The 14639-nt window shown below is 69.8% G+C and carries 15 protein-coding genes; 7 read left to right on the plus strand and 8 right to left on the minus strand.

The annotated features are described in order from the left end of the window. Window positions 1-4 precede the first annotated feature (4 nt). The 6 genes from trxB to J4G33_RS05045 all read left to right on the plus strand — a co-directional run bounded on the left by trxB (window position 5) and on the right by J4G33_RS05045 (window position 4892). The gene (trxB, locus tag J4G33_RS05020; protein ID WP_372434981.1) at window positions 5-1003 is read left to right on the plus strand and encodes a thioredoxin-disulfide reductase; all 999 of its coding nucleotides are present in this window, start codon (window positions 5-7) and stop codon (window positions 1001-1003) included. After that, window positions 1000-1323 carry a thioredoxin gene (gene trxA / locus J4G33_RS05025; RefSeq protein ID WP_208054848.1) on the plus strand — a complete coding sequence of 108 codons (324 nt, stop codon included), beginning with the start codon at window positions 1000-1002 and terminating at the stop codon, window positions 1321-1323. The genes trxB and trxA overlap by 4 nt, the downstream gene beginning before the upstream one ends. Before the next feature lie 82 nt (window positions 1324-1405). Beyond that, complete coding sequence (locus J4G33_RS05030) at window positions 1406-1768, plus strand: ArsR/SmtB family transcription factor (protein WP_208055188.1); 363 nt, start codon at window positions 1406-1408, stop codon at window positions 1766-1768. Then, complete coding sequence (locus J4G33_RS05035) at window positions 1765-2517, plus strand: cation efflux transmembrane domain-containing protein (protein WP_208054849.1); 753 nt, start codon at window positions 1765-1767, stop codon at window positions 2515-2517. Before J4G33_RS05030 ends, J4G33_RS05035 begins: the two co-directional genes overlap by 4 nt. Before the next feature lie 99 nt (window positions 2518-2616). Beyond that, a complete protein-coding gene (locus J4G33_RS05040) occupies window positions 2617-3954 on the plus strand; it encodes an aminotransferase-like domain-containing protein (protein WP_208055189.1) in 1338 nt (445 codons plus the stop codon). Beyond that, a complete protein-coding gene (locus J4G33_RS05045; RefSeq protein ID WP_208054850.1) occupies window positions 3951-4892 on the plus strand; it encodes a D-alanine--D-alanine ligase family protein in 942 nt (313 codons plus the stop codon). The genes J4G33_RS05040 and J4G33_RS05045 overlap by 4 nt, the downstream gene beginning before the upstream one ends. Before the next feature lie 19 nt (window positions 4893-4911). On the opposite strand, the gene J4G33_RS05050 is transcribed toward J4G33_RS05045, so the two are convergent. From J4G33_RS05050 to rpmH, 8 genes are all read right to left on the minus strand, one after another. Continuing rightward, window positions 4912-6183 (minus strand): ParB/RepB/Spo0J family partition protein, encoded by a 1272-nt coding sequence (locus J4G33_RS05050; RefSeq protein ID WP_208054851.1) that lies wholly within the window; start codon window positions 6181-6183, stop codon window positions 4912-4914. After that, window positions 6183-7157 (minus strand): ParA family protein, encoded by a 975-nt coding sequence (locus J4G33_RS05055; protein WP_307793756.1) that lies wholly within the window; start codon window positions 7155-7157, stop codon window positions 6183-6185. The genes J4G33_RS05050 and J4G33_RS05055 overlap by 1 nt, the downstream gene beginning before the upstream one ends. 284 nt (window positions 7158-7441) lie before the next feature. Then, window positions 7442-8164 carry a 16S rRNA (guanine(527)-N(7))-methyltransferase RsmG gene (gene rsmG / locus J4G33_RS05060; RefSeq protein WP_208055190.1) on the minus strand — a complete coding sequence of 241 codons (723 nt, stop codon included), beginning with the start codon at window positions 8162-8164 and terminating at the stop codon, window positions 7442-7444. Window positions 8165-9615: 1451 nt separating this feature from the next. Beyond that, complete coding sequence (locus J4G33_RS05065) at window positions 9616-10131, minus strand: Jag family protein (RefSeq protein ID WP_208054853.1); 516 nt, start codon at window positions 10129-10131, stop codon at window positions 9616-9618. A 40-nt stretch (window positions 10132-10171) separates the two neighbouring features. Beyond that, the gene (gene yidC / locus J4G33_RS05070) at window positions 10172-11539 is read right to left on the minus strand and encodes a membrane protein insertase YidC (protein WP_208054854.1); all 1368 of its coding nucleotides are present in this window, start codon (window positions 11537-11539) and stop codon (window positions 10172-10174) included. After that, the gene (gene yidD, locus J4G33_RS05075; protein ID WP_208054855.1) at window positions 11536-11889 is read right to left on the minus strand and encodes a membrane protein insertion efficiency factor YidD; all 354 of its coding nucleotides are present in this window, start codon (window positions 11887-11889) and stop codon (window positions 11536-11538) included. Before yidD ends, yidC begins: the two co-directional genes overlap by 4 nt. Beyond that, window positions 11886-12245 carry a ribonuclease P protein component gene (gene rnpA, locus J4G33_RS05080; RefSeq protein ID WP_208054856.1) on the minus strand — a complete coding sequence of 120 codons (360 nt, stop codon included), beginning with the start codon at window positions 12243-12245 and terminating at the stop codon, window positions 11886-11888. The genes yidD and rnpA overlap by 4 nt, the downstream gene beginning before the upstream one ends. A 9-nt stretch (window positions 12246-12254) precedes the next feature. Beyond that, window positions 12255-12392, minus strand: a complete 138-nt coding sequence (rpmH, locus tag J4G33_RS05085) for a 50S ribosomal protein L34 (protein WP_013885212.1) — start codon at window positions 12390-12392, stop codon at window positions 12255-12257. Between the two features lie 495 nt (window positions 12393-12887). Between rpmH and dnaA the strand changes: the two genes are divergently transcribed. Continuing rightward, entirely contained in the window at window positions 12888-14477 is a 1590-nt protein-coding gene (dnaA, locus tag J4G33_RS05090) for a chromosomal replication initiator protein DnaA (protein WP_372434986.1), read from the plus strand. Window positions 14478-14639 lie beyond the last annotated feature (162 nt).

Consider the following 14639-nt stretch of genomic DNA (forward strand, 5'->3'; position numbering starts at 1 on the left):
GCACGTGACCCAGACCCGTGACCTGGTCATCATCGGCTCAGGCCCGGCCGGATACACCGCCGCCGTCTACGCCGCACGCGCCGGCCTCGCGCCCGTCGTCGTCGCCGGGGCGGTGACCGCCGGTGGCGCCCTGATGAACACCACCGAGGTCGAGAACTTCCCCGGTTTCGTCGACGGCATCATGGGCCCTGAGCTCATGGAGAACATGCAGAAGCAGGCCGAGCGCTTCGGGGCCGAGGTCCTCTACGACGACGTGATCGAGGCAGACCTCACCGGGCCGCTCAAGACGGTCCGTACCGGCAACGGGGACACCTTCGTCGCACGTTCCGTGATCCTCGCGACCGGCTCGGCGTACCGCGAGCTGGGCCTGCCGGACGAGAAGCGGCTCTCGGGCCATGGCGTCTCCTGGTGCGCGACCTGTGACGGCTTCTTCTTCCGCGGCCAGGACGTCGTCGTCGTGGGTGGTGGGGACTCGGCCGTCGAGGAGGCCACCTTCCTCACCCGCTTCGCCAACAAGGTGACGATGGTCCACCGTCGGGACGAGCTGCGGGCCTCCAAGATCATGGCGGACCGTGCGCACAACGACCCGAAGATCGAGTTCGCCTGGAACAGCGAGGTCGTCGCGATCCACGGCGAGGACAAGCTCTCCGGCCTCACCCTGCGGGACACGGTCACCGGCGAGCTGCGCGAGCACGCGGCCACCGGGCTGTTCGTGGCCATCGGGCACATCCCGCGCAACGAGCTGCTGATCGGCCAGGTCGACCTCGACGACAACGGCTACGTGCTCGTCGGCGGTCCCGACGCCCGCGGTACCCAGACCAACGTCGAAGGTGTCTTCGCCTGCGGCGACCTGGTCGACCACGTCTACCGGCAGGCCATCACCGCGGCTGGCACCGGGTGCGCTGCCGCGCTGGACGCCCAGCACTACCTGGCGGACCTGGTCGGCGCCGTCGCGCCGCCCGCCCCTGAGAGCCTGCCTGAGAAGATCGAGGAGACCCTGTGAGCACCGTCCCCGTCACCGACGCCACCTTCAAGTCCGAGGTCCTCGAGTCCTCGGTCCCCGTGCTGGTCGACTTCTGGGCCCCGTGGTGCGGTCCCTGCCGCCAGGTCGCCCCGGTCCTCGAGGAGCTCTCCGGGGTCTACGAGGGTCGGCTGACCATCGCGAAGGTCAACACCGACGAGAACCCCGAGGTCACGGCCGCCTACGGGATCACCTCGATCCCGACGATCAACATCTACTCGGGGGGCGAGCTGGTCAAGCAGATCGTCGGCGCCCGGCCCAAGCCGGCCCTGGTCACCGAGATCGACGCCATCCTGGCCTGAGCCTCGATCGAGAGCCCTGGATCCCGAGGGGTCCAGGGCTCTTGGCGTGCCCGCTCAGGAGGGCTAACATCGCCGAGTGACGATGCTAGCGGTGGATACCGATGTGTTGCCCCACGACCCTGCTCACCTCGCGACGGCTGCCTGCCTCTTCCGCGGCCTGGGTGACGTCAACCGGTTGGCGATCCTGCAGCACCTGACCCTGGGCGAGCACCGGGTCCGGGACCTCACCGAGCATCTCGGGCTCGCGCAGAGCACGGTCTCCGCCCACTGCCTGTGCCTCGCGGACTGCGGACTGGTGACCTCACGCCCTGAGGGACGCTCGACCCTCTACTCCCTCGCCGGGCCCGAGGTGCTCGACCTGCTCGCCGCCGCCGAACGCCTGCTCGGTCTCGCGGGCGAGACCGTCCGTCTGTGCCCCCGCTACGGGACGCAGGCACCGGCATGAGCGGGGCCGTCACGCTCACCGCGGCGGTCCCGGCACCGTCCCGGCGGGACCTCCTCCGTCGTCGGGTGCGCCTGATCGTCGCGGCCACCATCGGCTACAACGTGGTCGAGGCCGTGGTGGCGATCGGCGCGGGTGCCGCGGCCTCGTCGACCGCCCTGATCGGCTTCGGCCTCGACTCCGCCGTCGAGGTGCTCTCCGCAACGGCGATCGCCTGGCAGTTCGCGGGCGGGGGCGACCACGAGGAGCGTGAGCACCGGGCGCTGCGGGTCGTGGCCTTCTCCTTCTTCGCCCTGGCCGCCCTGGTCGGCTTCCACGCCGTGCGGGCGCTGCTCGGCGGCGCCGAGGCCGACCACAGCACGGTGGGGATCGTGCTCGCCGCCGTGAGCCTGGTGGTCATGCCGGGACTGGCCTGGTGGGAGCGGCGGACCGGCCGGGAGCTGGGTTCTGCCAGCGTCGTCGCCGACAGCGCCCAGCTGCTCGTGTGCTCGGCCCTGAGTGCCGTGCTCCTCGGCGGGCTGGTCGCCACGTCGGCCCTGGGATGGGTCTGGGCCGATCCTGTCGCGGCCCTCGTGATCGCCGCGGTGGCCGTCCGGGAGGGCATCAAGGCTCTGCGAGGGGACACCTGCTGCTCCCCCGTCGCCCTCCTCGGCCCCGAGACCACCGAGCTCGCCGACGACGCCCACGGGTGCGCTCAGTACGGTCCTGGAGGTGGGTGCTGCGGCCCGGGCACGACCGTGGAGCCGTCCTGAGGTCTGCCGGAGCACCGTGAGGCCGGGCACGGACACCTCCGCCCGGCCCGCAGGGGCCCGTGGCAGACTCGGCCCATGACACCCGCGAACGGCGAGCCGATGGGGCAGGTGACTCCTGCCCCTCGCAGCGCCGCCCCCCACGCCCGCCCGTCGACCGGGACCCGCCTCGACCCGTGGATCGACTCCTACGCCGACCGTACCCACGGCATGCGGGCCTCGGAGATCCGAGCCCTCTTCGCCGTCGCCAGCCGGCCCGAGGTCGTGTCCCTCGCGGGTGGCATGCCGAACCTCGCCGGACTCCCCCTCGACTCCCTCGCCGAGTCTGCGCAGCGACTCATCGCGACCAGGGGCGCCACCGCCCTGCAGTACGGCTCGGGGCAGGGCGACCAGACCCTGCGCGAGCAGATCCTCGAGGTGATGCGCCTGGAGGGCATCGACGCCCACCCTGACGACGTGGTGGTCACCACCGGCTCGCAACAAGCCTTGGACCTGGTGACGAGACTCTTCATCAACCCCGGTGACGTCATCGTCGCCGAGGCACCGAGCTATGTCGGGGCCCTCGGCGTCTTCCGCGCCTACCAGGCCGAGGTCGTGCACGTGCCGCTCGACGAGCACGGCCTGGTCCCCGAGGCTCTCGACGAGGCCCTCACCCGGCTCGCCGCCGAGGGCCGCACCGTCAAGCTCATCTACACCGTGCCCAACTTCCACAACCCCGCCGGGGTCACGCTGAGCCTCGAGCGGCGCCCTCGCGTCCTCGAGATCGCGCAGCGTCACGGCGTCCTCCTCGTGGAGGACAACCCGTACGGGCTCCTCGGCTTCTCGGGAGAGCCCCTGCCGGCGATGCGCTCCCTCGACGACGAGGGGGTCATCTACCTCGGGTCCTTCTCCAAGACCTTCGCCCCGGGCTACCGGGTGGGATGGGCCGTGGCCCCGCACGCCGTCCGCGAGAAGCTGGTCCTGGCGAGCGAGTCCGCGATCCTGTGCCCCTCGAACGCCTCGCAGCTGGCCATCTCGACCTACCTCGCCGAGCACGACTGGAAGGGGCAGATCAAGGCCTTCCGGGAGATGTACCGCGAGCGGCGCGACGCCATGGTCAGTGCCCTGAGCGAGCACATCCCCGAGGCATCCTGGACCGTGCCCGACGGCGGTTTCTACACCTGGGTCAGGCTCCCGGACGGTCTCGACGCCCAGGCCATGCTCCCGCGGGCCATCACGGCCCTGGTCGCCTACGTCTCGGGGACCGCCTTCTACGCCGACGGTCAAGGAGCCGATCACATGCGCCTGTCCTTCTGCTACCCGACCCCGGAGCGCATCCGCGAGGGTGTGCGCCGGCTGTCCACGGTGGTGGACGGCGAGCGTGAGCTCGTCGAGATCTTCGGCACCGCCGCCACCCGCGAGGGTCGCATCGTCGAGTCCCCCTCCCCGGACCTCGCATGAGCGCCCCGAACGTCCTTGTCCTCGCCGGAGGGCTCTCCCACGAGCGGGACGTGTCGTTGCGCTCGGGGCGTCGCGTCGCCGAAGCCCTGCGAGGAGCAGGGCTCGAGGTCGCGGTGCACGACGTCGACGCCGATCTCATCCCTGCCCTGCGCCAGGTGGAGCCGAGCATCGTGTGGCCGCTGCTGCACGGGGCGAGCGGCGAGGACGGCTCGGTCCGCGACATCCTCGAGATGATGGGTCTCCCCTACGTCGGCGCGGATCCCCGAGCGAGCCGCTGCGCGTGGAGCAAGCCCGTGACGAAGACCATCGTCGCAGCGGCTGGGCTCAGCACCCCGCGCTTCGTGACCCTCCCCCAGAGTCTCTTCCGCGAGCTCGGCGCCGGCAAGGTTCTCGAGACGGTGCTCGCCAGCCTCGGGCTGCCGCTCGCCGTGAAGCCCTCACGGGGTGGCTCAGCCCTGGGCGTCACGGTCGTCCGGGAGGCCGAGCAGCTCCCACGGGCGATGGTCGACTGCTTCGCCTACGGCGACACCGCCCTGATCGAGCAGGCCGTGGACGGCATCGAGCTCGCCGTGAGCGTGGTCGACACCGGGGACGGCCCGCAGGCCCTCCCACCCGTCGAGCTGGTGACCGATGGTCCCTACGACTACGACGCGCGGTACGTCCCTGGCCGCACCGAGTACTTCACCCCGGCACGCCTCTCCGACGAGGACTCTGCGCGGGTCCGTGCCGCCGCTGTCGCCGTGCACGAGGCACTGGGGCTCCGGCACCTGTCACGCACCGACCTCATCCTCGATCGTGACGGGGTCCCGCAGTTCCTCGACCTCAACACCGCGCCGGGGATGACCGAGACCTCCCTGCTCCCCCAGGCTGCGACGGCCGCGGGGCACGACCTCGGCACGCTCTACCGCGCGATCGTGGAGAACGCCGCCGCAGGCTGAGCCTGCGGCGGCACCGAGGTCAGCGCAGCAGGCCTGGGTCCTCCGGGGAGAGCGTCTCCAGGATGCGGTTGAGGTCCTGGACCGAGGCGAACTCCACGGTGAGCCTGCCCTTGCTCTTGCCCAGGGCGATCTTGACCCGGGTGTCGAACCTGTCGGAGAGCCGCCCGGCGAGGTCGTCGAGGGCAGCGTTCCGATCCCCCGCTCGCGGTCGGCGCTGGACCGCGGGCTTCTCGGGGTCCCCTCCGAGGGTCACGATCTCCTCGGTGGCGCGGACCGAGAGTCCTTCGGCCACGATGCGCTGCGCCAACCGCTCCATGGCAGCGGCATCCGGCAGGCCGAGCAGGGCCCGTGCGTGACCGGCGGAGAGCACACCGGCAGCCACGCGACGCTGCACCAGGGGTGGGAGCCGGAGCAGTCGCAGGGTGTTGCTGATCTGCGGGCGTGACCGGTGGATGCGTCGCGCGAGGTCGTCGTGGGTGCAACCGAAGTCGTCGAGCAGCTGCTGGTAGGCCGCTGCCTCCTCGAGGGGGTTCAGCTGGCTGCGGTGCAGGTTCTCGAGCAGCGCGTCCCGCAGCAGGTCGGCGTCATCGGTCTCCCGGACGATCGCCGGCACCGTCTCCAGGCCGGCTTCCTGCGTGGCCCGCCACCGACGCTCGCCCATGATGAGCTCGTAGGTGAACCCGTCGTGCTCGGCTCCGTCCTCCCGCAGGGGACGCACGACGATCGGCTGGAGCACTCCGATCTCGCGGATGGAGCTGACCAGCTCACTCAGTGCGTCCTCGTCGAACACGGTGCGGGGCTGGCGGGGGTTCGGTCGGATCGACCCGACCGGGACCTCCGCGAAGTGCACGCCGGGGACCGGGACGAGGCCTTCGGGCAGCTCCGCTGCAGGACCATCAGCAGACCCGGCGACGGCCGGTCCCCCGGCACCGTCGTCGCTGGAGGTCGGAGCTGTTGCCCCGGTCGCCGGAGACGAGTCGGTAGAGCTGGTGGTCGACGGCCCGTCATCTGCCGTTCCCTCGTCCGTCTCGCCATCAGCCGACGGCGCGGTCGGCTGACCCTCCGGTGTGGTGATGGCAGCAGCCGAGGCTGTATCGCGCGTCGGCTCCGCGGCGGTGTGGTCCTCACCTGCAGTGTCGTCCTGCGTCGGTGGGACGTCGGCCTCCTCGGGGCTGACCTTGGCCGCCGGGCCCCCGGGGAAGAACACGTCGACGGGACGCGCATCACCCGTCGGCGCACTGGGGATGAGAGCTCCGAGTCCGCGGCCCAGGCCGCGACGCTTCTCCGCCATCAGTTGTCCTCCGTCGTCGTGCTCGGCTGCAAGGGGGCGTTCTCGGGCTGGGCGCCCTGGGGTTCGACCCCGTCACGGGACGAGGCTGCCGCGAGGACGCCCCTGTCGGCGAGCTCCCGCGCCGCTGCCAGGTAGGACAACGCTCCGGTCGATCCCGGGTCGTAGGTCATGACTGTCTGGGCGTAGCTGGGTGCCTCGGAGATGCGGACCGACCGCGGCACTGTGGTGCGGAGCGTCTGCTCGGGGAAGTGCTCGCGCACCTCGGCGGCCACCTGCTGGGCGAGGTTGGTGCGGGAGTCGTACATGGTGAGCAGGATCGTCGACACGTGCAGGGCCGGGTTGAGGTGGTTCTTGATGAGCTGGACGTTCTTGAGGAGCTGGCTCAGACCTTCCAGGGCGTAGTACTCGCACTGGATCGGGATCAGCACCTCACGGGCCGCGACGAAGGCGTTGACCGTGAGGAGCCCGAGGCTCGGGGGGCAGTCGATGAAGATGTAGTCGAGCCGGTCGAGCCCCTGATGAGCACGGTGCTCGAGGTACGCATCGATGGCGTTGCGCAGCCGGTTCTCCCGAGCGACCAGGGAGACGAGCTCGATCTCGGCACCCGAGAGGTCGATCGTGGCCGGCGCGCACCACAGGCGCGGGAGCTGCGGGGTCTGCTGCACGACTGCAGCGAGCTCCTCGTCCTCGACGAGGACCTCGTAGACCGAGGGGGTTCCCGCGCGGTGATCGATCCCGAGGGCCGTCGACGCGTTGCCCTGCGGGTCGTTGTCGATGACCAGCACGTTCAGGCCGGCCTGGGAGAGCGCCGCGGCGAGGTTCACCGTGGTGGTGGTCTTGCCCACGCCGCCCTTCTGGTTGGCGATCGTCAGGATCCGGGTCGCCTCGGGGCGCGGGAAGCGTCGGCCTGAGAGGTCGATCCGACGGCGGGCATCAGCCGCGAGCTGGGCTGCGAGGGGGGTCGAGTCGTCCACGGCCGGAAGGCTCTGGATCAGGGCCGCCCGTCGATGTTCGTCGTTCCACCCCTCCGTTTCACGTGAAACGCCGGGGCCAGGCGTCGGGTCCTGCTGCTCCACCAGATCTCCTGTCCTTGCGTGGTCACATCCTGCCATCGTCCAGCGACATCGCCGACCGCCATGGGTCGTCGAGCCGCCCGGAGAGCCGCGACGGTCCCGGCAGTGTCCGATCGCGACTGGGAGGGAGATCGGTCTGGACCTCGACGCCAGGGCACGCCGCTGCTGGTCGACGGCGTCCGCCGTCAGCTCGGGGCGCCCGCTCCCCCACGCTTCCGCCGAGGAGCGGATCGTCCACCCGCACCCCCCTGCGGGCGGCGTCCCCGACCTGGCGCGGGGCGTGTGGTGCTCGTCGGTGCGCCCTCTCCGCGCGGTGCCTCCGGCCGCACCGGAAGCGCCGGGGCCAGTCGGCGCACGCGAACCACGGTCGTCGGTTCCCCTCCCGTGACCGTCGCGGCCTCGAGCACCTCGCCGGAGTCCCCACCGAGCTCTGCGATGGAGTCCCGCGCCTGCGTCAGCTCGTCGTTCGCACGTGAACCCTTGAGCGCCAACAGCACACCACCCTGCCTGAGCAGGGGGATCGTCCACGCGCCCAGGCGGTCCATGGGGGCAACGGCGCGGGCCGTGACCGCGTCAGCGACGATCGCACCGACGAGGTCCTCGGCCCGACCGCGAACTACTCGTGCGTTCGTGAGGTCCAGTCGAGCGATCACGTCCGTGAGCCAGGTGACCCGGCGCTGCATCGGCTCGAGGAGGACGATGTCGAGGTCGGGCCGCATCGCCGCCAGGACGACCCCAGGAAGTCCCGCCCCGCTACCGACATCCACCACGACGCCTTCCGACGGGAGGAACGTGGCCACCGCCGCGGAGTTGACCAGATGCCGCTCCCACAGGCGAGGAACCTCCCGTGGACCGATGAGCCCACGGGTCACGCCCTCGTCGGCCAACAGAGCGTGGAACGCGACCATCTGCGGAAGCGCTGGTCCGAAGAGCTCAGCAACGGCGGGGGTGTCCTGATCGAGCGCTACCGCTTGGCCATCGTCGTCGGCCACGAACGCTCCCTACGGTTGATAGTCACGGACAGGGCACCACCGTACGAGGGATCGTGTTCCACGTGAAACCGAGTCGTGCATGCACTGCTCGTGACACCGCACCCGGACGTGGACGTGCCCCGGGACCGCCTCGTACCGTTGGCCGTTCTGCCGGCGGGAGGTCCCCACGATCTCCGCCCTCAGCTCGGTGCGGTGTCGTTGACCGTCGCGGACACCCAGGCGTGTTTCACGTGGAACGGAGCCCTAGCGCCCGTCGACGGTCTCGCCAGAGGCGTCGTGCACCCCACGCCCGGGGTCGGGGACGTACGCCGTCGGTCCTGTCGCCCTGCCCAACCGCGTGTCATCCACACCGGCACCCCTGCTCCGACGCTCTCGAGCCCTGGTCCCGTCCACCGCCCCCTCGGCCGGTTCCTCGCACGAGGCGTTCTCGTCTCGGTGGAGCCACCGCGAAGCGCTGACATGCTAGCCAGCGACAGGCGGCGTCTGTACAGGTCAGTCGACGGTACTCCGGGCACGGACGTGCGGGTGGGCTACCTCCTATTCACTGCCTCTCCGTGCCAGCCCTGCGTCCATGGGAACCTATCGCGGGAGATCGCACGCGACGCGTGAGGCCGCTGGTGCGCGATGGCCCCCGTCGCAGCATGCACATCGTCGCCAGCCGCGATCCACGGCCCCCGGGGACCCGCCCTCGTTCCCGAGCTCACGCGAGCGCTGCAGTGGCGGTGACCTACGCGGGTGCGTTCGCGGGACTCGACCTGCGCACCCACGTCACGTGTCGCGGGGAATCCGCGGCAGGACGGCTCTCCCCCAGCGCCGGCAGATGACCAGCCTCGCGCTACATCTCGACGTTCCACGTGAAACACGGGGGGCGCAGGGGACGAACCCTTCAGATGTGTGTGCCCCTGACCCGGCCCGTAACGCCTCCGCTCGATCCGGAAGAGGTAACGCCACGGACCAGCTACAGGCCGTGAGCCACGATCAAGCGGACGGTCGCTCCTGGCCCCTGGCGACGTGATGCGGGTTTCACGTGGAACAACGGCGGCGACCGTCGAACCTGCCACGGAGGAAGTCCCTGCCACGAGAGTGCACCGACGGTCGCACCGGCGCCGACAGGTCATGGGACGCATCCACTGGCTCCGTCACGCGGGTCCATCCCGTGGGGTGCAGTCGTGACACCACCTGAGACGAACCCATGCAGACGCGCGCCTCTGTCCGGATCCGGAAGCGCTGATACTTGCGTGCTGCTGGGCTGCGAAGGCCTCGCTGTCGCACACCCTCCGGCGCGGGATGCCACAAGGAGAAGTGAATGGCTCCGGAATGCACGAGGCCCCCGTGACCAGGTGTCACGGGGGCCTCGCTGAACGTGCTCAGGCAGGCTTGATCACGACGTGTCGAGCCGGCTCGACCCCATCGCTGTCGCTGACGAGCCCAGACTCGGCCACGACGTCGTGGACGACCTTGCGCTCGAAGGGGTTCATGGGTTCGAGGGCCACGGCCTCACCGGAGGACCGCACCTCGGCGACGGCCTTCTTGGCGACCTCCGTCAGCTCCGCCCGTCGAGCCGCGCGGTACCCGGCGATGTCGAGCATCAACCGACTCCGCTCCCCCGTCTTGGTCTGCACGGCGAGGCGTGTCAGCTCCTGGACCGCGTCGAGTACCTCCCCCTCGGTCCCCACGAGCCGCCGGAGGGCCCGCTCGGACCCTGCTTCGGCCACGATCTCCACCGCGGCGCGGCCGTGGTCCACGTCGATGTCGATGTCGCCATCCAGGTCCGCGATGTCCAGCAGCTCTTCGAGGTAGTCCGCGGCGATCTCGCCCTCCTCCTCGAGGCGTCGCGTGACAGATACGTCGTTCTGCTCCGTGGGAGCACTGCTCTCGGTCATGACGATCTCCTGATCAGGAACTGCGCAGCCCTGTTGCTGCTCACGTCGTGGGGTTCTCAGGTGTCCCCTTGTCGGGGGTGCCCTTGCCCTTGGCCCGTCCGCTGGGGGACGAGGTACCCGGCTTGCCCGTGGCGCCGTCGGGCTTGGTCCCGCTGGGCTTGGTCCGTCCCGGCTTGGCTCCGCTCGGCCGAGCGCCGCCTGTCGTCGCCCCCGAAGACTTGGTCCCGCCGGCCCTGGTCCCCGAGGTCTTCGACCCAGGGGTCTTGGCACCTGCGGACTTCGATCCCGGGGACTTCGCCCCTGTCGTCCTCGAGCCTGGCGCTCCGCCTCCGGCCTTGGTCTTTCCTGGAGCGGCGGTGTCCCCAGAGACAGACTCGCCATCCTCGGAGGACGAGCTCGCATCCGGACCATCGCCAGAGGCCGCCGCACCGGCAGCAGCGCCGCCCGTCACCGGCTTCGTACGGTGCTTGCGCTTCGGCTGCTGACGCTGGCCACGGGGCTTCTCCTCGACGGCCGGCTTCTCCTCCTCGAGCACGATGCCCTTGGCTGCCGCCTTGCGTGCCCGGCGCTCCTTGAGCTGACGCTCCGCCTCCGACCCCGGGGTGGGGTTCCGACGGATGACGTAGAACTGCTGTCCCATCGACCAGAGGTTGGTCGTGGTCCAGTAGATGAGCACACCGATCGGGAAGTTCACGCCCGTCACCGCGAAGATCACCGGCAGCAGGTAGAGCAGCATCTTCTGCTGCTGAGCCATCGGCCCCTGCAGGGCCGAGGCCGGCATGTTCTTCTGCGTCAGCTGACGCTGGGTGAGGAAGGTCGTCGCCGACATCGCGATGATGAGCAGGACGGTGACGACACGGGTCGCCCCCGTGGCCCCTGTCTCGAGGAAGAACGAGGAGATCGGCGCGCCGAAGATCGTCGCCGCGTTCGCCTCAGCAGCAAGATCCTGCGTCAGCGGACCGATCTGCAGCCGGTCGCCCCCTTGATACTCACCGCGAGCCACGTCGCCCAGGGAGTACAGCACCCGGAAGAGGGCGAAGAAGATGGGGGACTGGGCGAGGATCGGCAGGCACGAGGCGAAGGGGTTCGTCCCGTGCTTGCGGTAGAGCTCCATCGTCTCGCGGCTCATGGCTTCCCGGGAGGCCGGGTCGCTCTTGCCCTTGTACTTCTTCTGGATCTTCTGCATGTCCGGGGCGAGCAGTTGCATCCCTCGGGACGCCTTGATCTGCTTCACGAACAAGGGGATCAGCAGGATGCGGATCACGACCACCAGGCCGACGATCGACCCTGCCCAGGCCAGACCGGACTCCGAGGGGACGCCGAGGGCCACGAACAGGGAGTGGAACTGGACCATGATCCAGGCCACGGCCACCTTGAGGGGCCAGAGGATGGTGTCGAACCAGCTCATGCTGCGGTGCTCCTCGAGGGTCGTTCGTCGTTCCCGTCATGACGGGTGGTCTGAGGGTCGTTGCGGACCGGGGGGACGTCGTCCACACCACCGGCCGCCCACGGGTGGCATCGCAGCAAGCGACGAGCCGCCAGCCAGGTCCCGCGTACTGCGCCGTGACGCTGCACCGCGATGAGCGCGTAGGAGGAACAGCTCGGGTAGTACCGGCAGGTCGGCCCCGTCATCGGGGAGATCACGCTCTGGTAGACCCTCAGCGCAGCGACCAGCACCAGCCGTGGAACCGATCGGACTCCGGCGATCAGGCCGGACACCCGCGGGACCTCGGACCCCGTGGCGGTCGCCGAGGTCATGCTCGGGCCCGGGAGCTCGCTCGTCGCACCGCGCTGCTCAGCGCACCGACGTATTCGTCGCGCAGCACGCTGTAGCTCGCTCGGTGCGCCGGCGGCAGAGCGCGCAGCACGAGGTCGGTGCCCGGCGGAACGACATCCACCTGCTCGACGACCACGGCGCGCAACCTCCGTCTGACCCGGTTCCGGACGACGGCGTTACCCACCGTCTTGGCGACGACGAGCCCGACCCGTCGCTCGGCACCGCCCTCGACCAGGCGGCAGTGCACGACGAGCGTGTCACGTCCGGCCCGGGTGCCCCGTCTGATCGTCTGCGCGAAGTCCTCGGACCGGCGCATCCGCAGCGGGGCGGGCAGCACCTGGGGTTATCAGGCGGAGAGCTCGGAGCGACCCTTGCGCCGACGAGCGGCGAGGATCGCGCGGCCGGCCCGGGTGCGCATGCGCAGACGGAAGCCGTGGGTCTTGGCCCGGCGCCGGTTGTTCGGCTGGAAGGTGCGCTTCGACACGTCAGACTCCACAAAGGTTGGTTCAGGTCGCCGTCGGAGGACGGACACGAGGTTGCGCCCGTCGTCCTCGGCCCGGGATCGTGACCTGCACACGGTCACGACATCCGTCATCACGGTGTCGTGGCCGCCTGTGGGCACGCAGACTGAGGCCGTCACGAACGGCTGTGCAACGGTACGCGCGACCGGCGCGCCGGTCAAACCTGCGACCAGCCGCCGGCGGCAGAAGGACCCTTCCGTGGGCGAACCCCTGATCATCCATCGGGATCCGTCCTCGTCGTGGTCCGACACTCCGAGACTACCGAGGAGCTCCCCGGACGGTTCTGACGAGGATCGGCTCGCCGTGCGCAGGGACACCACGACGGCCCCCTCGTCCTCCGTCCGCGGATCTGGTATCGCGCGAGCCCACAGCTTGTGGACAACTATGTGGATCGTGCCGCACCATGCCAGGGTGCGAGGCGGATCCCCGCCCGCCGCGCAGACCTATGGAGCTCCCCCGTGCCAGCACAGGACGTCTCGATCGCCCAGGTGTGGGACCGAGCAGTAGGACAGATCGCCACCGATCCCTCGACCAGCGCACAGCAGCTGGCCTTCATCAGGTTGGTCCGGCCCGTCGGTCTGCTGGACGACACCGTCCTCCTCGCCGTCGGCAACGACTTCACCAAGGACTACCTCGAGTCCAGGGTGCGCAACGAGCTGACCACGGCGTTGAGCGACGTCCTCGGTGTCGACGCCCGCTTCGCGGTGACCGTCGACCCGTCCCTCGAGGATGCCGACAGCCGGACCCCGTCCGCCCAGACCGCATCGACCCATGGTGATCCTCGCGACACCGAGCCAGGTCCCGGAGACCGCTCCGACCGCGAGAGCTCGCGTCGCCGCCACGACGAGGAGCGCGACCACCGCGACGACCGCGACCATGACCGGCGATCCCGCCGGGACAGCGCCTTCGACGACGACGAGGAGGACCGCCCCCGTCGTCGCTCCTCGGCTGAGCGGACCCCCTTCGACGAAGCACCCCACGGCAGGTCCTCGTCGCAGCGGCCGCCGGTCGAGCCGGCTCGCCTCAACCCGAAGTACCTCTTCGAGACCTTCGTCATCGGATCCTCCAACCGCTTCGCCCACGCTGCAGCCGTCGCGGTGGCCGAGGCACCCGCCAAGGCCTACAACCCGCTGTTCATCTACGGGGACTCCGGCCTGGGCAAGACCCACCTGCTGCACGCCATCGGCCACTACGCCTTCTCGCTGTACCCAGGGGTCCGGGTGCGCTACGTGAACTCCGAGGAGTTCACCAACGACTTCATCAACTCGATCAGCGAGGGCAAGGCCGGGGCGTTCCAGCGCCGGTACCGCGACGTCGACCTGCTCCTCATCGACGACATCCAGTTCCTGCAGGGCAAAGAGCAGACGATGGAGGAGTTCTTCCACACCTTCAACACGCTGCACAACACGAACAAGCAGGTCGTGATCACCTCCGACCTGCCGCCCAAGCAGCTGAACGGCTTCGAGGACCGGATGAGGTCACGCTTCGAGTGGGGTCTCATCACCGACGTGCAGCCGCCCGACCTCGAGACGCGCATCGCGATCCTTCGCAAGAAGGCCGGCAACGAGAGGCTCCAGGCCCCGGACGACGTGCTGGAGTACATCGCCTCGAAGATCTCGACGAACATCCGCGAGCTCGAGGGCGCTCTCATCCGGGTGACTGCCTTCGCCAACCTCAACCGTCAGCACGTGGACCTCGCCCTGGCGGAGATCGTCCTCAAGGACCTCATCACCGACGAGGACACCGCCGAGATCACCGCAGCCGCGATCATCGCCCAGACCGCCAACTACTTCGGCCTGACCATCGACGACCTCTGCGGGTCCTCACGGTCCCGTGTCCTGGTCACCGGGCGTCAGATCGCGATGTACCTGTGCCGCGAGCTGACCGACATGAGCCTGCCCAAGATCGGCCAGCAGTTCGGTGGCCGCGACCACACCACGGTCATGCACGCGAACCGCAAGATCCGCGAGCTGATGGCGGAGCGGCGGTCGATCTACAACCAGGTGACCGAGCTCACGAACCGGATCAAGCAGCAGCACCGTGGGTGAAACCCACCCATAGGACGACTGTTCACACCTGTGGACATCCCTGTGGACGTCGGTGGACCGCCCCACAGCCTGCTGTGGACAGAACTTGGCATTTCGGTGGACGGCCGATGAACGGAATCACACGATCCACCGACCGAGCGTCCTGTCGACAGCGCCGTCCTC

The organism is Actinotalea soli, from assembly GCF_017565425.1.
GTDB lineage: Bacteria > Actinomycetota > Actinomycetes > Actinomycetales > Cellulomonadaceae > Actinotalea > Actinotalea soli.

What these genes read in the sequence shown, in the direction of transcription:
- J4G33_RS05030 (WP_208055188.1), top strand. Translation starts at nt 1,406, where the DNA reads ATGCTAGCGGTGGATACCGATGTGTTGCCCCACGACCCTGCTCACCTC.
- J4G33_RS05035 (WP_208054849.1), top strand. Translation starts at nt 1,765, where the DNA reads ATGAGCGGGGCCGTCACGCTCACCGCGGCGGTCCCGGCACCGTCCCGG.
- J4G33_RS05040 (WP_208055189.1), top strand. Translation starts at nt 2,617, where the DNA reads ATGGGGCAGGTGACTCCTGCCCCTCGCAGCGCCGCCCCCCACGCCCGC.
- J4G33_RS05045 (WP_208054850.1), top strand. Translation starts at nt 3,951, where the DNA reads ATGAGCGCCCCGAACGTCCTTGTCCTCGCCGGAGGGCTCTCCCACGAG.
- J4G33_RS05050 (WP_208054851.1), bottom strand. Translation starts at nt 6,183, where the DNA reads ATGGCGGAGAAGCGTCGCGGCCTGGGCCGCGGACTCGGAGCTCTCATC.
- rsmG (WP_208055190.1), bottom strand. Translation starts at nt 8,164, where the DNA reads ATGGTCGCGTTCCACGCTCTGTTGGCCGACGAGGGCGTGACCCGTGGG.
- J4G33_RS05065 (WP_208054853.1), bottom strand. Translation starts at nt 10,131, where the DNA reads ATGACCGAGAGCAGTGCTCCCACGGAGCAGAACGACGTATCTGTCACG.
- yidC (WP_208054854.1), bottom strand. Translation starts at nt 11,539, where the DNA reads ATGAGCTGGTTCGACACCATCCTCTGGCCCCTCAAGGTGGCCGTGGCC.
- yidD (WP_208054855.1), bottom strand. Translation starts at nt 11,889, where the DNA reads ATGACCTCGGCGACCGCCACGGGGTCCGAGGTCCCGCGGGTGTCCGGC.